We start from the raw sequence: 20,665 nt of genomic DNA, 5'->3' as shown, positions 1-20,665 counted from the left end.
CCGCCGCCGCCTTTCGGGCGACGCTTGCGGGCGGGGAGAGGCGAAAGCGGTTTATTCGGTGACGAAGTCGTTGGTGTAGACGTCGGCGATCGGCACCGCCTCGTTCACGATCTCATCCTCGACATAGAAGGCCTGCACCTGCAGCAGCTGCTCCTCGTCGAAGGCACCGATCGGGCGGTCGCCATCCTGAGCATAGACCGTCTCGACATACATGCGCATGATGCGCTCGATCTGCTCGACGTTCTCGGCGTGGCGGTCGACATAGCCGACATAATCCAGCGCCGCCTGATGCGGGTCGGCGATGATGTCGTTGATCGCGTGCAGCGTGGCCTGCACGAAGCCGCGCACGGCCTCGGGGTGTTCGGCGATATAGCTGTCCGAGGCGATGATCGCCTGCGCCTGCGCCGGGAAGACGCTGCGGGCGGGAACGGTGGTCAGCTCGACGCCCGCGTCCTGGATCGCGACGATCCATTCCGGCACGCCCGACATGGCATGGATCGAGCCGGCGATCATGTTCTGGATGATGCCGCCCGGGCCAAGCGCCTGAATGTCGGCATCCGAACGGGTCATGCCTTCGGAGGCCATCACGGCGAGCAGATTGTAATAGGTGGTGTCCTGAAAGCCGATCACGCCGATCGGATGGCCGCCGAAATCGGCCGGGCCGGTGATGCCGCTGTCATTGCGCCAGGCGAGTTGCGTGATGCCCTGGCCGCCCAGCAGCGCCACGCCGCGGATCGGCAGGCCGTTGGCGCGCACGATCATCGCCGTGTCACCCATGCCGCCGCCCAGATCGGCGTTGCCCACGGCCACCTGCGTTGCCACATCCGCGCCGCCCTGACCGATGCGGAAGGTCACGTCGAGGCCGGCATCGGCGTAATAGCCCTTGCCGAGCGCCAGCTGGAACGGGGCGAAGGCGGGCAGGAAGTCGGGAGCGGGGAACAGATAGGTCAGCGCGGTCTGCGCCGAGGCCGACACGCCCGACACCGCGAGAGCGGCGGCAAGGCTGAGGCCGAGGAAGGAATGCTTCATGGGTCGTTCTCCTGTTGGGTCTTGTCGTTGTCGGTCAGGCGGCGCGCCGGTCGAGCTTCAGCAGCGTGAAGATCTCGTTGGCGTAGTCGTGGATTTCCTTCATCTGCCGGCGGGCCAACGGATGTTCGCGGTTGGGCAGGCCGATCTCGATCTCGCGCTGGACGGTGCCGGGACGTTCCGACAACACCAGCACGCGGTCGGACATGATCACCGATTCCGCGAGGTCATGGGTGATCAGCAGCGTGGTGATCCCCGCCTCCTTGATCGTCTCGGCAAAGCTGTCCTGGATCAGCAGCTTGGTCTGCGCGTCGAGCGCCGAGAACGGCTCGTCCAGCAGGATGATGTCGGGGTCGATGGCCAGCGTCCGGGCCAGTGCCGCGCGCTGCCGCATCCCGCCCGAAAGCTGGTAGGGGTAGTGGTTCTCGAACCCCTTGAGGTGGCAGCGCTCCAACTCAGCCATGGCGCGGTCACGGCGCTCGTTCTTCGACACGCCCCGCGATTCCAGCCCGAACTCGACGTTCTTGACGATGGTCCGCCAGGGCAGCAGCAGATCCTTTTGCAGCATGAAGCCGACATGCGGGTTTGGCTTCGTCACCACCTCGCCCGAGACCCGCACGATGCCGCTGGTCGGCTGGTACAGGCCCGCGGTCATCGACAGGATCGTCGATTTGCCACAGCCCGAGGGCCCCACCACCGAGACAAATTCGCCCTTTTCGACCTTGAAATTGATGTCGCTGACCGCGGTCAGTTCCTGTCCCGACGGCAGGGCGAAGGTCTTGGTGACATGGTCGAACTCAAGCGCCATAGCCGTTTTCCGCATAGGCCGCGTCAAGGTCGGCGTTGATCGCTTTCAGCTCAGCCTGGAGCAGCGCCAGATCCCAGTCCGCCCGTCCCGAGACCGGCGCGGCGATGCCCTTGGCCTTCAGCCCGGCGGCGACGGCGGCGAAATCATGCTCGCGGGTGCCCATGATCTCCATCAGAGCGGCGGCGAGCGCCTGCTCGGCCTCGGTCAGCGGGCGGCCCAGCGATTGATGCGCCAGCGCCGGGCGCGAGGTGTCGCGGGCCCGCTGCGAGAGTCGATCCTTGAAAGCGTCCATCGGCGTCTCCTGTGGCTGGCTCTGGCTTCGCGGGACCGTCTGATCTTTGGCCTTGCAAAACCGTTCATATTAGAACATGGTGTTCATTATTGGCGCAGGCAAAGATTCGGTCAAGAAGAATCTTGAAGAAAACGGGATGTGTCGCCGATACGCCGTCGCTTTGGGCATCGGGCCTGAAGAAGTGGCGCGCGATTGCGGCACGGACTTGCCGGACGTAAGGACAGGAAAACGGGAGGGAATTCAGGTGAGTGACGAGACCGAATCCGAGGGAACCAGCTATTCCGTTCCGCCCGTGCACCGAGCCTTCCGCCTGCTGCGCCATATCGCGGGCGGAGCGCGATGCTCGAACGCCAGCGCCACGGCGCGCGAACTGGGCATCAACCGCACCACGCTGATCAGGCTCCTGCACACGCTGGAGGCCGAGCGCATGATCGAGACGCAGGATGAGGGTCTCAGCTGGCAGTTGGGTCCCGGCATGATCGCGCTGGCCGCCGATGCGCTGAAGTCGCGCGATGTGGTGCGCGTGGCGCAGCCGGTCATGGCGCGGCTGGTCATCCGGTTGGGCCTGTCGGCGCATATGGGCATCCTCGAGGGGACGGAGATCATCTACCTGCTGCGCGAGACGCCGAACTCGCATCTGGTCAGCAACGTCCGCGAGGGCTCGCGCCTGCCCGCCCATGCCACGACGATCGGCCGCATTTTGCTGGGCGCCCTGCCCGAAGGTGAGCTGGAGCGCCGCTACGCCGGGCTCGATCTGTCGACATTCACTGACAAGACCGCGACCTCGTTGCAGGCGCTGAGCGCGCAAATCCGCGCGGATGCGGCGCGGGGCGTGGCCTGGAGCTCGGGCAATTTCGAGCGCGGGATCGGCTCCTGCGCCGCCGCGATCTACGATCATCAGGGTCGCGCGGTGGCTGGTCTGAACGTGACCGGGCCCGAGGGCCAGTTCCAGCCCGACACACCGCTGGCCGCCCAGATCGAGAGCGCGGTACGGGAAGCGGCCGCCGAAGTCTCGGCGGCCCTGGGATATTCGGGCTGAGCGAACGCAGGCGGCTTTAGACCTCGGTTGTCCAGGCCTGATAGCCATAAACCCAATCGGCATTGCCCTGGGTCTTCAACCATTCATTGGCCAACGAGGAGCGCTGGATCTCGGCCGTGCGCGGAATGCGGGCCTGTTCGTAGCGGGTCAGGGCCTGAGGCGCGCTCGCGGGCGTCGCGCCTTCCAGTGCGCGGGCCAGAACCACGGCATCCTCGATCGCCATGCAGGCGCCCTGGGCCATGAACGGCACCATCGGATGCGCGGCATCGCCCAGCAGGGTGATCCGCCCCTGCGACCAATGCGCCATCGGCTCGCGCACGTGCAGGGCCGAGCGTGTCACGCTCTCGCAGGCATCGAGCAGCGCGCGGGCATGCGGGTGGAAATCGGCGTAATGACCGCGCAGCTCGGTGATGTCGCCGGGCAGCGTCCAGCCCTCTTCGGCCCAACCCTCCTGCTTGTGGGTGGCGAAGACAAAGATCTCCTGCCCCCGGGTCAGCGGGAAGGTGACGATCTGGCGGTCGGCGGACGGCCCCCACCATTTGGTGAAGGCGTCGAGGTCGGGCAGGTCGCCGCCCTTCTCGCGCGGGAAGACGGCCCGCCAGGACACCAGGCCGGTGAACTGCGGATGGTCGGGGCCGAAGACCGCCTCGCGCACCGGCGAGTGGATGCCGTCGGCGCCGATCACCAGATCCGCGCGGATGACCTCGCCATCCGACAGCTCGGCCCAGGCGCTGTCCTCATCTTGACCGACCGTCCTGACAGTGGCGCCGAAGCGCAACACGCCCACAGGCAGCAAGGCCTCCAGCGCGGCCAGCAGATCGGCGCGGTGCACGGTCAGCTGCGGCGCGCCGTAGCGGGCCTCGGCGGCGTCGGACATCGGCAGGCGCGAGGTTTCCTCGCCGCTGTCCCAAGTCCGGCTGATGCGATGCGTCGGCCGTGCGGCGTTCCTGCGCAGGTCCTCGCTGGCGCCCAGACGGTCCAGAGCATGGACCGCGTTCGGCGTGAGGTTGATATCCGCCCCGACCCGGCCAAATTGCCGGGCCTGTTCGTAAACGGTGACTTTGTGACCCATGCTGCGCAGGGCGATGGCAGCACAAAGCCCACCCACGCCGCCGCCACAGATCGCGATATCCAGCATCTGGCTTCTCCCAATTGTGCAATATTGAACACTTTATTCAATTATGTGCAAGCAATGGGCGCCGGTCAAGCCTGATGTCTTGCCGAGACGGGGGCCACCCGCGTCACGCGGCGCTTGCGCAGGCGGACCGAAAGCGAGAAACACCCACCCCTCCTTCCTTTCCGTCCGCGGTAACCGGCCCAGTCCCGACGCCAGGGGCTCAAATCACCATGGGCCTGCCTTCGGAGACGATCCGCTCAATCGTCATGCCCAGGCTCAGCAGATCGCGATCGGACCCCACTCTCCCGTCGATCTCTATGCCGACGGGCAACCCATCCCGGGTCAGTCCGGCCGGTATGCTCAGGCCGGGCAATCCGGCATTCGCCCCTGGATCCGTGTTGCGGATGAGCGTGTCGAAAGTCGCATGGTCGCGCCCGTTGACGCTCACCCTGGGGAAGGCATCCGCCGGGTGGACAGGGGGCGCCGGAACCGGGACGGTGGGAAAGATCAGCGCCGCCAAGCCGTGGCCACGAAAGGCAGCGGCATAGATCCGGCACAATTCCGGGCGATGGAGCGCCATGGCCGGGCCATAGCTGCCAGCAAGACTTTCCGACATCACCACGTCGAAAGCCGCCCTCACGTCCGGATTGGCGATCTGGTCAACGATCGCGGAAAGCGTGATATCCCCCCTCGCATGCGCCGCCAGCCAGGCAGGAATATCCTCGAGCGGCTCATGCAGGACGACCGGGGCCGAGACCTGCCGCCACGCATCGCGAAGGCCGGGCAGACTGACCGGGACCAACTCCGCCCCCGCCCGGGTCAGAAGGTCGCACACCGCATGGCAGAGACGCGCAACTTCGTCATCGAGATCAACCCAGAAGCACTGCGGCACGCCAAGCCGTAGCCCCGTCAAGCCCGCAGCCGTGACCGGATCTTCTCCGGTCACAACGGCATCAAGCAGGGCCAGATCCGCCACCGAGACCGCCATCGGCCCGGCGGTGTCGTTGGTGTGGCTGATCGGCAAAAGGCCCCGCGGGGAGTATCTGCGTCCGACCCCATTTGTACCGACCGAGGGCCGCAGACCGGCAATGCCGCACAGCGCAGCCGGTATCCGGATCGACCCCGAGGTATCGGTGCCGAGACCGGCACTCACGATCCCCGCCGCGATTGCCGCGGCCGTCCCACCGGAAGAGCCGCCGGTGATCCGGCTCGGGTCATACGGATTCCGCGTCATCGGGATCGGGGCGAAATTGGTATTCGTGACACCGAAAGCCAACTCATGCAGATTGGTCTTTCCCAACGCGATAGCCCCGGCATCAAAGAGGCGCTGCGCGACGGGCCCGGTCTGCTTTGCACGCAGATGCGCCAGGGCGGGCGTGGCCCCCGACGTGATCCAGCCTGCGATATCGATGTTGTCCTTCACGCCGACCGGCAGGCCGGCCAGCGTCGGCACTGCGGCACCGCGTCCTCGGGCTTGATCGACCGAGCGGGCCCGCTCAAGCGCCATGTCGGGCTCCAGGGTCAGGAAGGCGTTAAGATGACTGGCATCTTCAGCCCGCCGGATCGCGTGGCTCATCAGAGCCACGGCGGTCGTCTCGCCGCTGTGCAACTGGCGCAATTGCTCTGTCATGGTCGCTGGCGTCGGTTCGGGCATCACTTCGCTCCTTCGGTGGCGACCGGTTTTGCAAACCGCCTGGACATGTCCTGGAAGAGGCCGGTCAGGCCTCGGGGCATCAGCACGACACAGCCGACCAGGATCAGGCCCATGCCGATATCGCGGAAATCACCGACTTCGCGCATGGCCTCATCGGCCAGCATCAGCACGGCCGCGCCGATCACCGGACCCCAGACCGTGCCGATCCCACCGACCACGATCATCGAGAGCAGGAAGAGCAGATGCTGGAACGAGAACACCACCGGGCCGACCACGCCGGTATTGACCGCATAGAAGGCGCCCGAGAGGCCGGTGAAGAAAGCCGACAGACCGAAGATCCACAGCTGATAGCGGAAGCGGTCAACGCCCCGGGCAGCGGCATAGACGGGGTTGTCGCGCAGGGCGCGGAAGGCCAGACCCATCGGGCTATGGATGATCACGATCGAGAACAGGATCGCGGCGGTCAACAGCAGGAGTCCGACGTAGTAATTGCCGATGTAGAAACTCGACCCAAGCCAATCCCGAAAGCCCAGATCGCCGAAGCGCGAGAAGCCGCGGACCCCGCCCATCAGCGGCATGCAGCCAGCCGGCGGGTTGGTGAAACAATCCGTGTCGTTCACGATCAACACATAGAGAACCTGCGACACGCAGATCGTCAGCAGCGCGACATAGGGGCCATAGAGCCTCAGGCAGGCGACGCCGAGGACGAGACTCGCGATCACGGCCGCAACCGCGCCTGCCGGCATGGCCAGCAGCATTGATGTACCCAGATAATAGCCCAGCATCGCGGTCACATAGGCGCCGATGGCAAAGATCGCGACCTGCGCCAGCGAGAATATCCCGCCGATCCCGAAGACCAGATTCCACTGCACCACCACCGTTGCCCAGATGAAAAAGAAGGTGGTTTGGGTGACGGAATAGCGCATGCCCGAGATCATGGGCCAGACCAGGGCGGCACAGGCGAAGAGGCCGCAAAGAAGAAGATCACGACGCATGGCAGTCATAGACGAACCCCCTGATGGCGCCCGAATACGCCCTGAGGCTTCCAGATCAGCACCACGATGACGAGAAGAAGCAGAGCGGCAAAGCTGAAGCGCACCCCGATTGTGTATTGGACCACCGCCTCGAAGAGGCCGATGAACAAGGCCGCAAGCACACTGCCCGGAACGCGACCAAGTCCTGCGACGACACAGATGATGAAGGCTTTCAGCATCGGATCGCCCCCCATATTCGGCAGCAGGCTGGACAGCGACGACACGGTGATCCCGGAAACCGCCGCAAGTCCGCCGGAAATCGCCAGAACGAGTGCATAGACCACGCTGACCCGCACCCCCATCAGCCTTGCAGCATCTCGGTTCTGAGCCGTGGCCCGGATCGCCCGGCCCATGCGGCTCTTTTGCAAGAGCAGCGCCAGCGCAGCCATGAGCACCATCGACAGCACAAGGATCAGCAGGTTCTGGACAGGCAGATGCACGCCTGCAAAGGAAAGCCCCCCCTGCACCGAAAGCGGCTGCGGTTTCGGTTGAGGCCCGAATGCCATCAGGATCACGCTTTCCAGCACCGCACCGAACCCGATCGTCGCGATGAAGATGCGGGTCTCGAACCCTTCGGAATCCAGCATCGGCCTGGCGATCAGCAGAAAGATCAGGATACCCACCGCAGCGCAGACCAGCACCGCAACCAGCATCCCGACAAGGGGCGGCAGGCCCAGACCGGTCATCGTGAACCAGGCCATGTATCCGCCCAGTGCCATCAAGGCGCCATGGCTCATGTTGAGCATGTTCATCGCGCCAAACACCAGCGCCAGCCCGACCGTGGAAATCGCATAGAGTGCCCCCAGCGTCAGGCCCGAGGCGAGGATCTGGAAAAGAACGTCCATCGCTTACACCCCCAGATAGGTTTCAAGAAGCTCGGGGCGGCTGGAAAGCTCCGTGCCGGTGCCGCTCCAGGCGAGGGTGCCATGGTCCAGAAGATGCACCTGATCGGCGATTGCCGCGGCCCGCAGGGCGTTCTCCTCGACCAGAAGGATGGTCCGCCCGGCGCTGCGCAATCCCGCAATCACCTCGTAGATCTGTTCGATGACGATCGGCGCCAGACCCAGCGACGGCTCATCGAGCATCAGCACGCGCCCGCAGGCCATCAGCCCGCGCCCGATGCCAACCATGCGCCGCTCGCCGCCCGACAAGGTGCGCGCGACCTGGTTTCCGCGGTCCCGCAGCTTGGGCAAGAGCGCATAGACCTCGTCCAGCACGGTTCTTTCCTGCCGCGCGGCGGCGGGAAGAAAAGCGCCCATGCGCAGGTTTTCCAGCACCGTCATGTCGGGAAAGAGCAGATCCCCCTGAGGCACATGCACGATCCCGCGGGCGACGACGGCCTCGGCACCAAGCCCGGAAATCCGCTCCGCGCCCAGACGGATCTCGCCCGATTTGGCCGGGATCAACCCCGAGATGGCCCGCAAGAGCGTGGTCTTGCCGTGGCCGTTCGGCCCGATCAGCGCGGTGAGCCCGCCTGCTTCGACCCGCAGCGACAGGTCGTGCAGAACGGACTGATGCCCGTAGCCGGCCGTCAAATGCGAGATCACCAGATCATCCGGCATGATGCGCCTCCGCCCGGGCCGCGGCCATGCGCGCGACCTCTTTTCCGGCCCCCTGGCCGAGGTAGACCTCGACCACCTCGGGATCCCGCGACAGGCCCGCCGCATCCCCTTCGTAAAGCTTCCTTCCGTGATGCAGGATCATCACGCGGTTCGACAATTGCACCAGAAAGCGCATGACGTGCTCGATCAGCACAACCGTCACCCCGTCGGCCGCGACCTGCCCGACAACATCGGCCACCTGATCGATCTCGCGCTGGGTAAGCCCGCCGACGGGCTCATCGAGCAACAGGAGTTTCGGGGACATCGCCAGCGCACCGGCGATCATCAGAAGCTTGCGGTCGATGACGGGCAGCGTCGCCGCCGGACGATCCGCGCCAGCCGTCAGCCCGACCCGGCTCAGCGCATTCTGAACCTGATCGCTGACCTCGGACGGCACCCGAAAGCCGGGCATCCGGCGCGGTGAGCGCCCGTAATAGGCCGCGATCAGGACATTCTCGCGCACGCTCAAGCTGTCGAACCCGGTGTTCAGCTGAAACACACGGGCAAGCCCGGCATGGCAGCGACCGACCGGTGAAAGCGTGGTGATATCTCGCCCTTCCAGGGCGATAGACCCGGACGTGACGCCGGTCTGCCCTGAAATCATTTCGAAAAGCGTGGTTTTTCCAGCGCCATTCGGCCCTCCGATTCCGAGGATCTCGCCTGCAGCAAGCTCGAAGCTCAGGTCGCTGACAGCCGTCAGCGACCCGAACGTCTTCGTGACATTGCGGCAAGACAGGAGAGGCGTTTCCCTTGCCTGCGCCATCGGTCAGTCCGTGATCCAGGGCGGGGTGACGAAATCGGCCTTCGCATAGGGCCAGGGCGCGATCAGGACCGGTTCGGCAGTGTGATCCTGGATCTGCAGAAACTGGTGCGGCATGCCCAGCGAGGGGTCATCGGTGCCACCGGGATAGGAGGCCGCAGCCTGCTCGCCCGGTATGAAGCGCGTCGTCCCGTTCGGGCCGCGGTGGATCATTGCCCGGATCCGCTCTGCAACCTTGCGGTTCTGGTCTTCCTCTCCCGGGGCACCGGAGCCTCCGGCGAGGGCTGCCGCGGTTGCCCAGATCCATGCCGCGTTATAGGATTGTACACCCGAGTTATGCCCGGCATCGTCGCCGAAGCGCGCCTTGTAGCGGCTCTCGAAATCCAGACCGATCTCGTCCTGCAGCGCACCGATGACGGTCGAGAACACCACGCCCGCAGCAGCCGGGCCGGCGATATCGCGAAAGGATTTCACCGAGGGGCCATATTGCATGTAGATCAGGCTTGGCGTCGGATTGGTCATGAACTGGACCATGAACTGCGCCAGATCGGCCGGGAAGTAATGCGTCACCACGATCACCCCGGGCGGATCCTGACGCAGCTTCGAGAGGGTCGGACCCCATTCTGAGATCGGCACGTTGACGGTCTCGTAAAGGCTGACCTCCCAGCCAAGCGCCGCTGCGCCATCGCGAACCACATTGGCGATATTCGACGAATAGGTCCCCGCCGACAGAATGATCGCCAGTCTGCGATTGGTGGGAGTGAAGGCGCCGCCCTCGGTCAGGGAAGACAGGAACTTCAGCAGGCCCGACCCGTACCAGGTTTCCGACGGGTCGGTCTGGAAGGAACCGAAATAGCGATCCGGGTCGGAGCCGATCAGTACGCCATGCCCGCTGGAGGTATCGTTGTGCATGTAGATGATGCCGGCATCAGCGATCGCGTCCTGCACAGCCGAACCCGAGCCAGTGTTGTAGCCGTTGATCACAGCATGAACGCCATAGCGGTCGATCAGACGTTGCACCGCCTGAACATTGGTCGCATCGCCCATCTGCCGCGTGTCTTCGAAATGCGGCTCCAGCGGGCGACCAAGGATACCACCCAGGGCGTTGATTTCGTCACAGGCCATGATGAGCCCGTTGCGGAACTCGACCCCGTCTGCGGCGGCGAAATCGGTGAGCGGCGCGGCCTGGCCAATCGGGATCGGCTCGCCGGAGGCCTCTGCCCGGGCGCCATTGGCGCCCGACAGCACGGAGGCTGCACCGGCAAGCCAGGCGGACCCTTTGAGCATGCCTCTCCGATGGATGCGATGACCCATGTCGTATCTCCCTGTTGTGGTTGGTTGTGGTCTAGATTTTGCGCCCAGGCATCGCCCAAGGGTGCGCCGTTTCAAGCTGGGCTGCGAGGTTCAGGATGGTCGCTTCGTCGTTCAGCCTCGCCGTGAGCTGGATACCGACCGGAAGCCCCTCATCCGTTACCAGCGTCGGAACACTGGCCGAAGGCAGGCCGGTGACATTAGCCGGCGCGGTGAACATGAAGGAATCGAGCACCCGGTTCCAGGCAACCTCGGCCCCCGAAGACGCCGTGTCGAAATAGCCAAGCCGGGGCGGTGTGAAAGGCAGCACCGGTGAAAGCCAGATGTCCCGCGTGGCAAAGAACTGCCCCATCGCCCGCGCCATCCCCTGGAAGAAAACCAGGTCCCGGATGTAGTCAACCGCCCGGCGCGAGATACCCAAGGCAAAGAGATGCTGGTTAAAGGGCTCAAGCTCGCGCACCAGAACCTCGGGATCGGCACCCCGCGCCGCCGCGATTGCGCTCAGACCGCGCGTGACAGTCATGGGCCAGAAGGTGGCAAGCGCCGCGCGAAAGGCCGCTCCGTCGAAGGGTAGCGCGACCTCCTCGACCTGATGGCCAAGACCACGCAGGGTTTCGACGGCCTGCTCGACCGCGGCACGACATTCCGGCGCCGCTTTCGTGCCGTCCGGCGCGTCAAAGGTCACCCCGATCCGCAACCCGCTCCGAGGCGTGGCGATCGACGAGAGGAAGCTCTCCGCCGGTTCGGGCGCGACGTAAGGGTCTCCGGGCAGCGACCCGGCGGTGGCATCGAGCACCGCCGCGCTGTCACGCACCGATCGCGACACGACATGTTCCGCCGTGATGCCGCCGATCGCCTCGCCGACATCGGGCCCCAGCGTGACCCGCGCCCGCGACGGTTTCAGACCGAAAAGCCCGCAGCACGAGGCTGGAATACGGATCGAGCCTGCGCCGTCATTGGCATGGGCCACCGCGACATATCCCGCCGCAACCGCGGCGGCCGCCCCGCCCGAGGAGCCGCCGGGCGTATGGCCGGTGTTCCAGGGATTGCGCGTGGGACCGCGCCAGATGGGCTCGGTCGTGCCCATGGTGACCATCTCGGGTACGTTGGTCTTGCCCAAGGTGACGAACCCGGCCTGGCGATACCGTGCCATGAGCACGCTGTCGTGGTCGATCACGTTCTGCGCCAGCAGCTGCGCGCTGCCGGTGGTCGGCTTTCCGGCCATATGGCAATAGAAATCCTTCACCAGGAACGGCACGCCCCGAAACCGCCCCGCCGGCAGATCGGTCGTCGCCTGTGCGAGAGCTTCGCCGAAGAAGCGCTGCGTCACGGCATTCAGAGTGGCGTCACCGGCTTCAATCCTGTCGATGGCTGCCTGCGTCAGTTCGACCGCGCTGACCTCGCCCTTTGCCACGGCCTCAGCCTGCGCGATTGCATCGCGGTCAAGGATGTCATCGATCATGCCGTTTCCTCCTCCGGGATGGCGGGCAGTCTTTCGGTCAGGGCGTCAAGCGCCTGCCGCAGACGGGTGAACAACACATCCAGCTCGGCCGACGTAATGATCAGAGGCGGGCAGATCGCGATGGTGTCCCCGAGGTTCCGCAGAATCAGGCCATGATCCAGCGCCAGGGCGATCAGCCGCGCCCCGACGCCTGCGGAGGCGGCGAAGGGCCGGCGGGTCGCACGGTCTGCAACCAGCTCCACCGCGCCGATCAGCCCGACCGCGCGTGCGTCCCCCACGAGCGGATGGGCAGCAAGCGCCCCGATATGCGCGCGAAAGACCGGCGCCAGCGTCCGAACCCGTGACAGCAGGTCGATCTCCTCGTAGATCTTCAGCGTCTCAAGAGCGACGGCGCTTGTGACCGGGTGCCCGGCGTAGGTGAAGCCATGGCCCAGGACGCCGAGACGGCTTGCCTCGGCCCGGACCACCTCGTGAACCTCGGCGCTGAGCAGGGATGCGCCGATCGGCTGGTAGCCCGAGGACAACGCCTTGGCGACGCTCATCATGTCGGGCCGGAAGCCGAAGGTCTGGCAGCCGAACCATTCCCCGGTGCGGCCGAAACCGCAGATCACTTCATCGCTGAGCAGCAGAATTCCGTGGCGTCGCAGAAGGTCGGCAAGTTTCGGAAAATAGCTGGCAGGCGGAATGATGACGCCGCCGGCTCCCATCACCGGCTCGGCAATCATCGCCGCTATGCTCCCGGCTCCTTCGGCCGCGATCAGCGAGGCGACCTCGGCGACCAGCCGGTCCGCGAACTCCTCTTCGTTTTCGCCCACCGCGGCGCCGGTGTAGAAATGCGGGGGCTCGGCAAAGAGGACGCCCGGATCCGGCCAGGCAAATGCCCCCCGCATCGAGGCAATGCCGCTGAGCGTCGCCCCGAGGACGGTGCTGCCATGATAGGCGCGACGGCGGCTGATGATTTTGCGCCGTTCAGGTTCGCCGCGGCCCGAGTGGTAGAGCCAGGCGAGCTTGATCATTGTATCGACCGCTTCCGAGCCGGAATTGGCAAACAACGCCTTACCATCGGGCATCGGGGACAGCGCCAGAAGCCGTTCTGCCAGCTCGATCACCGCCGGGTTCGAGCGCCGGTTGAAAGTGTGATAGGTGCCAAGGCGGTCGATCTGTTCTGCCGCCGCGCGGGCCAGGCGCGGTTCATTGAAGCCAAGCGTCGCACACCAGAGGCTGGACATACCCTCCAGATAGCGGCGCCCGCTGCTGTCGGTGACAAAGACGCCGTCACCGCGTTCGATGATCAGGGGTCCCTCGGCCTCAAGCGCCGCGGGGTCGGTCTGGGGATGCAGGACAAAGGCCAGATCCGTCTGGGCGAGGGAATTGCGCATCACACCGCCCCGATCTTTGCCGCGATGCACTCGATTTCCAGCTTCCACTCGGGCCGACCCAGTGCCTTGACCAGAACCAGCGATGCGGCGGGATAGGGTGCGGGGATCAGCGTATCGCGCACCGCGCGGATCGCGGGCAGGTCTGCGGCCTCGACGACGAAGTAGCTCATCTTGACGATATCGGTGAAAGCGAAGCCCTGGCTTTCCAGAATGATCCTGAAATTCTCGAAGATGATCCGGGTCTGTTCGCCGGCATCGTCGGGGATCGAGCCATCGGGGCGCACGCCGACCTGACCGGCCAGATGGATGGTGGTCGCGCCAGGGGGAATGACCACACCATGGGCGTAATTTCCGAAAGCGGCGGCGACGTCCTTGCAATCAAAAAGCTTGATGGTCATGTCTTCTGCCCTTCAGTTGCGCTGGACCAGCGCGGCCAGCTTTTGCTGATAGGTTTCACGGAAGGCTTGGAAGCGCTCGGAGGGCGCCGACAAGGCCAGGGCATAGGGGGCGGTGCCAGCTTCCAGCGGCATCGCCATGCAGGAGATGCCGGGGGCAAACTCCTCGTTATCATAGCCGACACCCTCGGCCCGGATCCGGGCGAACTCGGCCTGCAGGGATTTGAAATCGGTGATCGTGTTCTCGGTCAGCTTCGCGAGGGGCTGATGGTTGAGCAGGTATTCCGCCATGCGCGCCGTGGCCGCATAAGCCAGAAGAACCTTGCCCGCCGCCCGCGCATGGGCGTGCAGATACTGGCCATGCGGCATCTCGGCCGAACGGATCGCTTTGGCACCGGCGGCGACCTCGATGATCACGATCTCACCCCGCCACCAACCGACGACGTAGCAGGTCTCTCCGGTCTCATGGGCAAGGCCACGCACCAGGGGCAGCATGTAATCCGGCGCAGAGAACTGCCTGCCGAAGGCCTCTGCCAGCGCACCGACGCGCAGGCCAAGGCGGTAATTGCGCTGATCGTCCCGGGCAATGAAACCCGTGTCCTCAAGGGTGTGGACAAGATGATAAGCCGTCTGACGCTCGACCCCGATTGCCTCGGCGATTTCGCGCACGCTCAGGCCCTGATCACTGCGCGCGATGGCGGTCAGAATGTTGACGCCGCGCACCACGGAATTGATCTGGAGCCGTCCGCTCTTCTCCTTGCTTCCCGTCATCAGACATATTCCTCGCCTTGGGGTTGCGCGTTTGTCTGCAGCAGCTCCTGCGCCGCCGCCACGATCTTTGCCGTATTCGGCAACAGAACCGCCTGCAGGACCGGAGAGGCCGGCATCCGGACATCCGGCGTGGCGACCCTGCGGAAGGACAGCGCCGCAGGCCCCAGCCGCTCTGCCAGCCCGGCAACAATTTCCGCCCCGAAACCACCGGTCAGATTGGCTTCATGGACCACCACGACCCGGCCGCCAGTGGCGGCGACCGTGGTGCAAACCCGGTCCCAATCCACAGGTGACAGCCAGCGCAGATCCAGAACCGAAACATCGGTGCCGGCTTGACCCAAGGTCTCTGCGGCCGCTTCCACCGCCGGCATGACAGCACCCCAGCCGAGCAAGGTCAGGCTCGTCCCACTGCGGCGCAGAGCCGCCCCCGCGGTGACCTGACGCGCGGCATCGGGCCAGACAGGGCCGGAGCGCTGATAGAGCGCACGGGATTCAATGATCACCGCCGGATCGTCGCCGTGCATCGCAGCGCGCAGCATGTGATAGGCGTCATCGGCGGTCGAGGGCAAACCCACCCGCAGCCCCGGCACATGGGCCAGCATCGCTTCCAGCGATTGCGAATGCTGGGCGGTCGAGCCGGGCGTCGCCCCTTGCTGGACGCGAACGACCATCGGCGCAGTGCGGGTGCCACGGGTCAGATAGCGGATATTCGCGGCCTGATTGATGATCTGATCCAGCGCCACCAGCAGGAAGTCGGCCCACATGATCTCGACCACCGGCCGCTTTCCTTCCAGCGCCAGTCCGACCGCCGACCCCAGAATGGCGGCTTCCGCGATCGGGGTGTCGAAGACCCTGTCAGCCCCGAAATCCCTTTGCAGATAGCGGGTTGCGCCGAAAATACCGCCCGCATGACCGACATCCTCGCCAAAGACCAAAACCTCGGAGCGCTCTGCCAGCTCGCGCTTCAGCGCCTCGTTCACCGCCTGGATATAGGTGATCTCCTTCACCTCGCCCTGCGGTTCCGGACTGGCCGTTGCCGCGGGAAGTCGAGCGATGACATGGTCGGACGCCGTGTCGGCATCTGGCAGCGGCAGGGACCGCACGGTCTCCAGAACCGCGCTCCAGTCTCGGTCAAGCCGGGCCCGCAGGATCGCAAGTTCATCCGCACTGCTGACCCCGAGCGCGCAGAGCCGGGCCTCCATCCGTGTCAGCGGATCGCGGGCCAGGCTCTCTTGGCGGTCGGATTTCGGCCGGTAATGCTCGATATCGCGGTTGTAATGCCCCCAAAGGCGAGGAACGCGGCATTCGATCAGGGCGGGCCCCTTGCCGGCAAGGACCGCTGCGCGCGCCAGAGCAAAACTGTCTCTGACGGCAAGCGGGTCGGTACCGTCAATCGTTGCCGACTGCATCCCGTAGCCATTCGCGCGCCGGGCCAGACGGTCCAGGCCCGTGATCGACATGGTCGGGGTCATTTCCGACCAGCCATTGTTTTCACAAACAAAGATCACCGGCAGCTTATACGCGGCGGCAAAGACAAAGGCCTCATGCAGGGCGCCCTGGCTGGTGGCCCCATCACCGAATGTCACGACGCAGACCCTGTCAGCCCCTTCCATTCGCGCTGCCAGGGCAATGCCGCAGGCAATCGGTCCACCCGCGCCGACGATGGAGTTTTCGCCGACGAAACGCTCATTGGGCGCCGTGACGAGGGCAGAACCGCTTCGCCCGCCATTCACACCCGCCTTGCGGTGGCAGACCTCGGCAAAGAACTCCTGCGCCGGAACGCCCGTTTCCAGAGCCCAGCCATGGCCACGATAGGTTGCGATCACCCGATCATTCGGGCTCAGGGCCGCCATGGCACCGACCGGGACCGCTTCCTGACCGGCGCAGAGATGCACGGACCCGGCGATCAGCGCCTCCTTGCTGGTGCTGTGATCGAGCGCGGCCTGCTCGAACTGACGAATGCGATACATCCGCTCGTAGGAATGAAGAAGGAAGTCGAGGTCGGTATCGGTGAGAGAGGCGGGCATTCTTTTCCCCCTGCGCCATGCATGGTGTCAGGCGGACCCTAGAAAGCCGCGTCAAATTGGTCAATATAATTATGTCGTTATCACTATCTTATAAAAAAAGAGCGGGCAAGCCTGTATGCCCACCGGGTCAACGCAGCACTGCAGGATGTGGTCCGTCCGGCGTTTGCGTGCCTTGTCGGCGGCAAGACAGCCTCTCAGCGCGTCGACCCTGCCGACCACGTTGCCGAAGTCGCCTCGTCCGACGAGAAGGCAACCGTCTCGGGCGTCGACATCCGCGCCATGGGCGAGGCCTGGAAAACCGACTTCAGGTCCTGGGGGATCGACGAGCGCTGACGGAGCCGCCAAAGCGTGAAGAGCACGATGCTCAGATGGCAGAACCCGGTGACGAGAAACATGGCCGAGGGATCGAGAACGCCCATTGCCAGCCCGGCTATGGTCGGCCCGATCACCGAGCCGATGCCTGTGACCAGCAACAACCCACCGCTGACCTGAATGAAGGTGCCGGGCGCGGCGTGGTCGTTGGCATGGGCCACGATGACCGGGTACATCACAAAGACAGTCGCCCCGAAACAGGCCGAGAGCCCCAGCAGGAACGCGGGATCCGTGCTGCCGGTCACGATGAAGGCCAAGTCGGTCGCCAGGGCCAGCACCGAGATCGCCAGCAACACCAGCCGACGGTCGAACCGGTCCGAGGCCGCGCCCACCGGGATCTGCGACAGCGCGCCCGCCAGGATCGGGATGCTGGCGAAAAGGGCGATATCGGTAAGCGAGAAGCCGGCCCAATCGGCATAGACCGCGGCGAGGGTGCCAAAGGCAGAGTTGGAAATGCCGACCATCAACACGGCAAAAACCGCGACCGGGGAATTGCGCCAAAGCGCCGGGACGTCCAGCTTGACCACCGTCAGCGGCGTCGGACTGGTCGTGGCGCCGACAGCGGTTGGCAGCAGGGCAAGGCAATAGACGATGGCCGCCAGCACGAAGAAGAAGATCCCCGATGCCTCGCCCAGGGTCAGGATCATCTGCCCGGCCGTGGTCGCGGCCAGGTTGACCATGGTGTAGATGCCGAAGATCCGCCCGCGCGAGCCCGCGTCCGCCTTCTCGTTCAGCCAGCTTTCGGCGATCATCGCCGAGCCTGCGAAGCAAAAGCCCGAGAGAGCGCGCACCGGGATCCAGACCGCGGGCGAGATGATCAGGAGCGAGACAAGGATGGCGACCGCTGCCAGCGCACACATGGCGCCGAAAGAGCGGATATGCCCGACCCGGGCCACCAGCCAGGGTGTCAGCAGGCAACCGGCAATGTAGCCGACCGCCCAGCCGGTTCCGAGCAGACCCAGCGAGGCGGCGCTGAACCCTTCGGCGGTGCCGCGCACCGGCAGGATCAATCCGTTAATACCCCCAGCAAAAAGCAGGAGGGCCGTGCCCGCAAAGAGGGCCGTGAGGGGAAGAATGTTTCGTGACACGTAAGTGTTTGTCGCGCGATCTTCGACTGTAACTTCGGCTCAGGGCTCAAGGCGGCGGGGCGCCCCGCCACGCGAGGTCAACGGCCGGGCGCAGAATTGGTTCCCACCCGGATCCTGGCATCCACCCGGTCAGGACGGCGCAGCCCCCCTTTCGCTGACCTCCAGCCCCCCAGCAGCGCCCGGCGGCTTCGTCGCCAATGGTGCTGCTTGGCGGAGGATACCGGCGAAGCGACCCTGACAAGTCCGTGAGGCGAACGCTTTCAGATTGCACCCGGGCACCGGATCGGGATTTTAGCCACGGAAATGACCCGGATTCCGATGCGTTTTCTGATCCTTGCCCTTGCCATGCTGTTGTTGGCTGCCACCCTGTCGACGCCGGTCGCCCTGACGGCAGCAGAGTCCGGCTGCGGAGGAGCAAGCGCTGCGCTGGAACATTGCCCGATCCCTGGGGTCGATCGCACCCGAGGCAAGCCTGCGGACCGCTTCGTCGCTCCCTGTGCGACCTGCGTCATGCCCGGGCAGACCGCCCTGCCGGATTTCGAACCCGGGCAGCGCCCGGTCATCTTTGCTGAAACCGCCCGGCTGACGGCGACGCGCGCCGAAGGGCCCCCTCGTCGGCCGCCCCGTCTGATTTCCTGACCGCGAAATTCATTGGAGGCTGTCGGCCTCCGACCCGCATTCGGCGCTTCGACCTGCCTCAGCGCCACAGGAGACATGACATGGACACCAAACATCTTACGACCGGCCGACCGCTGGTCATCCCCGCTCTCGAAACCCTTTACACCTGGCTCGCGCCGCTGGCCTTCACCTGGCTGCGGGTGATGTGTGGCCTTGCGCTGATGGTGCATGGCTGGCCCAAGATCACCAATCCGCTGGGCGCCGTCGATATGGTTGCCGGCATCGGCTTCCAGCCCGCTGCCTTCTGGTCGGTGGCCCTGGCAGTGACGGAATTCGGCGGGGGCCTGCTGCTGGTGCTGGGTCTCTTGACAAGGCTTGCGGCGGCAGGCGTCACGATCATCCTGCTGGTGACTGTCTACTTCCACTGGGTTCAGCTGGGTCAGGGTTATCGGGGCGCCGAACTGTCGCTGCTCTGGTCGGCGATCACGCTGTACTTTGTGGCGGTCGGGGGCGGGCGGGTATCGCTCGACCGGGCGTTGCTGCCGCGCAACCTTTGATCAGACCCGACGCCGAGGGAGCGGCCCGGCCGCTTCCCGGCACCCGAAACACTGCGCTGGAAACTACGGTTGCCTCCCGCTGAGCGGGCGAAGTGACAGTCTCTACCACAATCCGCGGGACGAGACGGCCGCGCTGACATGGCGGCGAACTGCCACAAGGTCAGGCGACTTCATCACAGGCTCGGCGATGCAAGAGGGCCCCGCCTTGGCGGGGCCCGGTCAGGCAATCAGCGCGATCAGAAGTCCGCGGGGACGTGGGCGTAGATCTCGGTTCGGAGCAGCTGCTCGAACTCCTCGGCGGTCTCGACGCCACGAGTCAGATCGTACCAGCGCTGATAGAGCGGCAAGAAGTTGTCGACGATTTCCTGAGCGTTGGCGACGCCCGCGGCCTGCGCCACTGCAACGGCGCTGGCGATATCGGTCTGGGCCTGCGCGCGGATCGCCTCGGCCAGATCGGCATCCGGGGTCACGACGGTGTAGCCCTCGGCCAGCACACGCTCGTCAGCCTCGATATAGGCGAAGGCGTTGTTGGCGACCGCGGCGGGCACGGTGTCGAGGAAGACTTGACGGGTGGCCTCGTCCATCTCTTCCCAGAGGTCACGACGCACGTTGAACATCGAGGTGGTCACCACGGCGCCGGCATCGACGCGGACGATGTTGCGCACCACGTCGCCCAGCGACAGGCTGTCGAGCCAGACGATCGAGCCGAAGGTGCAATCGGCCTGGTTGCGCTGCAGGGCCTCGAAGGTCTCGGTGATGGTCAGGTTGATCGGCGTCGCACCGATCGCCTGTGCCAGCGTCACCATATGGCCCGAGGCGCGGATGCGCAGGCCCTGGGCGTCAGCGAGGCTCTGGATCGGCTCACGGCAGAGCAACACATAGGACGGCATGGCCCAGGAGCCGAGCGTCTGGACGTTGTAATTTTCCAGCTCGGTGCGGCATTCCGGGCAGCCCAGCATCAGCGCCTCGGTCAGCGCGCCGGTCGAGGCGAGCGTATCCGTCATCTGCGCGCCGATGTTGACCAGCAGCGACGAAACCGGCAGTTCCGAGGGCTGGTAGATCGCCGCCACCAGCGCGCCGTCCACCAGGCCGTCGGTCAGGCTTTGCAGCGTGTTGCGGGCCGTCACCACGGCGCCCGCGCCGATATAGTCGGTCGTGATCGTCCCGTTCGAGGCATCCTCGAGCGCTTGCAGCCACGGCTTCACCGAACCTTCTGTGCGGGGCTCGGAAGGGCTGGCGAAGTCGCCATAGACGTAGTTCGTCTGGGCCAGCGCCGGTACTGCGCCGACACAGAGCAGCGCCACGGCCGACGCGCTTGCCATGCGCGTGATGAGTGCGGATTTCATTCACATTC

20 protein-coding genes are annotated in these 20,665 nt (G+C 65.3%); 3 read left to right on the top strand and 17 right to left on the bottom strand.

The window, feature by feature from the left end; all coding sequences use genetic code 11:
- Positions 1–51: 51 nt before the first annotated feature.
- Genes VDQ18_RS00255 through VDQ18_RS00245 form a run of 3 tightly spaced genes read right to left on the bottom strand, consistent with a single transcriptional unit; the run spans position 52 to position 2,126 of the window.
- Positions 52–1,029, bottom strand: coding sequence for an ABC transporter substrate-binding protein (locus tag VDQ18_RS00255; RefSeq protein ID WP_323019029.1), 978 nt, complete (start codon positions 1,027–1,029; stop codon positions 52–54).
- 34 nt (positions 1,030–1,063) lie between these two features.
- Positions 1,064–1,834, bottom strand: a complete 771-nt coding sequence (locus VDQ18_RS00250) for an ABC transporter ATP-binding protein (RefSeq protein WP_323019028.1) — start codon at positions 1,832–1,834, stop codon at positions 1,064–1,066.
- Positions 1,824–2,126 (bottom strand): recombinase-like helix-turn-helix domain-containing protein, encoded by a 303-nt coding sequence (locus VDQ18_RS00245; protein WP_323019027.1) that lies wholly within the window; start codon positions 2,124–2,126, stop codon positions 1,824–1,826. The genes VDQ18_RS00250 and VDQ18_RS00245 overlap by 11 nt, the downstream gene beginning before the upstream one ends.
- A gap of 244 nt (positions 2,127–2,370) precedes the next feature.
- Here VDQ18_RS00245 and VDQ18_RS00240 point away from each other — a divergent pair, with 244 nt between their 5' ends.
- The gene (locus VDQ18_RS00240) at positions 2,371–3,165 is read left to right on the top strand and encodes an IclR family transcriptional regulator (RefSeq protein WP_323019026.1); all 795 of its coding nucleotides are present in this window, start codon (positions 2,371–2,373) and stop codon (positions 3,163–3,165) included.
- 16 nt (positions 3,166–3,181) lie between these two features.
- On the opposite strand, the gene VDQ18_RS00235 is transcribed toward VDQ18_RS00240, so the two are convergent.
- The 13 genes from VDQ18_RS00235 to VDQ18_RS00175 all read right to left on the bottom strand — a co-directional run bounded on the left by VDQ18_RS00235 (position 3,182) and on the right by VDQ18_RS00175 (position 18,136).
- On the bottom strand, positions 3,182–4,303 hold the full coding sequence (locus VDQ18_RS00235) for an FAD-dependent monooxygenase (RefSeq protein ID WP_323019025.1): 1,122 nt from the start codon (positions 4,301–4,303) through the stop codon (positions 3,182–3,184).
- Positions 4,304–4,502: 199 nt separating this feature from the next.
- A complete protein-coding gene (gene iaaH / locus VDQ18_RS00230) occupies positions 4,503–5,936 on the bottom strand; it encodes an indoleacetamide hydrolase (protein WP_323019024.1) in 1,434 nt (477 codons plus the stop codon).
- Entirely contained in the window at positions 5,936–6,940 is a 1,005-nt protein-coding gene (locus tag VDQ18_RS00225; RefSeq protein WP_323019023.1) for a branched-chain amino acid ABC transporter permease, read from the bottom strand. The genes iaaH and VDQ18_RS00225 overlap by 1 nt, the downstream gene beginning before the upstream one ends.
- Positions 6,937–7,815 (bottom strand): branched-chain amino acid ABC transporter permease, encoded by an 879-nt coding sequence (locus tag VDQ18_RS00220; protein ID WP_323019022.1) that lies wholly within the window; start codon positions 7,813–7,815, stop codon positions 6,937–6,939. The genes VDQ18_RS00225 and VDQ18_RS00220 overlap by 4 nt, the downstream gene beginning before the upstream one ends.
- Before the next feature lie 3 nt (positions 7,816–7,818).
- A complete protein-coding gene (locus VDQ18_RS00215; protein WP_323019021.1) occupies positions 7,819–8,532 on the bottom strand; it encodes an ABC transporter ATP-binding protein in 714 nt (237 codons plus the stop codon).
- Positions 8,522–9,334: an ABC transporter ATP-binding protein gene (locus VDQ18_RS00210; RefSeq protein WP_323019020.1), complete on the bottom strand. Its 813-nt coding sequence runs from the start codon at positions 9,332–9,334 to the stop codon at positions 8,522–8,524. Before VDQ18_RS00210 ends, VDQ18_RS00215 begins: the two co-directional genes overlap by 11 nt.
- 3 nt (positions 9,335–9,337) lie before the next feature.
- Positions 9,338–10,618 (bottom strand): ABC transporter substrate-binding protein, encoded by a 1,281-nt coding sequence (locus VDQ18_RS00205; protein ID WP_323019019.1) that lies wholly within the window; start codon positions 10,616–10,618, stop codon positions 9,338–9,340.
- Positions 10,619–10,676: 58 nt separating this feature from the next.
- The gene (locus tag VDQ18_RS00200) at positions 10,677–12,104 is read right to left on the bottom strand and encodes an amidase (protein WP_323019018.1); all 1,428 of its coding nucleotides are present in this window, start codon (positions 12,102–12,104) and stop codon (positions 10,677–10,679) included.
- A complete protein-coding gene (locus tag VDQ18_RS00195) occupies positions 12,101–13,483 on the bottom strand; it encodes an aminotransferase (RefSeq protein ID WP_323019017.1) in 1,383 nt (460 codons plus the stop codon). Before VDQ18_RS00195 ends, VDQ18_RS00200 begins: the two co-directional genes overlap by 4 nt.
- Positions 13,483–13,881 carry a RidA family protein gene (locus VDQ18_RS00190; RefSeq protein ID WP_323019016.1) on the bottom strand — a complete coding sequence of 133 codons (399 nt, stop codon included), beginning with the start codon at positions 13,879–13,881 and terminating at the stop codon, positions 13,483–13,485. Before VDQ18_RS00190 ends, VDQ18_RS00195 begins: the two co-directional genes overlap by 1 nt.
- A 12-nt stretch (positions 13,882–13,893) precedes the next feature.
- Positions 13,894–14,649 carry an IclR family transcriptional regulator gene (locus VDQ18_RS00185; RefSeq protein ID WP_323019015.1) on the bottom strand — a complete coding sequence of 252 codons (756 nt, stop codon included), beginning with the start codon at positions 14,647–14,649 and terminating at the stop codon, positions 13,894–13,896.
- On the bottom strand, positions 14,649–16,676 hold the full coding sequence (locus VDQ18_RS00180; protein ID WP_323019014.1) for an alpha-ketoacid dehydrogenase subunit alpha/beta: 2,028 nt from the start codon (positions 16,674–16,676) through the stop codon (positions 14,649–14,651). Before VDQ18_RS00180 ends, VDQ18_RS00185 begins: the two co-directional genes overlap by 1 nt.
- Before the next feature lie 194 nt (positions 16,677–16,870).
- Complete coding sequence (locus tag VDQ18_RS00175; RefSeq protein ID WP_323019013.1) at positions 16,871–18,136, bottom strand: MFS transporter; 1,266 nt, start codon at positions 18,134–18,136, stop codon at positions 16,871–16,873.
- Between the two features lie 318 nt (positions 18,137–18,454).
- Between VDQ18_RS00175 and VDQ18_RS00170 the strand changes: the two genes are divergently transcribed.
- Positions 18,455–18,775 (top strand): hypothetical protein, encoded by a 321-nt coding sequence (locus VDQ18_RS00170; protein WP_323019012.1) that lies wholly within the window; start codon positions 18,455–18,457, stop codon positions 18,773–18,775.
- A gap of 80 nt (positions 18,776–18,855) precedes the next feature.
- Positions 18,856–19,311, top strand: a complete 456-nt coding sequence (locus VDQ18_RS00165) for a DoxX family protein (RefSeq protein WP_323019011.1) — start codon at positions 18,856–18,858, stop codon at positions 19,309–19,311.
- 236 nt (positions 19,312–19,547) lie between these two features.
- On the opposite strand, the gene VDQ18_RS00160 is transcribed toward VDQ18_RS00165, so the two are convergent.
- On the bottom strand, positions 19,548–20,657 hold the full coding sequence (locus tag VDQ18_RS00160) for a hypothetical protein (RefSeq protein ID WP_323019010.1): 1,110 nt from the start codon (positions 20,655–20,657) through the stop codon (positions 19,548–19,550).
- Positions 20,658–20,665: the final 8 nt, after the last annotated feature.

The sequence above is a fragment of the Pararhodobacter sp. genome (assembly GCF_034676075.1).
GTDB lineage: Bacteria > Pseudomonadota > Alphaproteobacteria > Rhodobacterales > Rhodobacteraceae > Pararhodobacter.
This window is presented reverse-complemented; position numbering and strand designations above follow the sequence as displayed.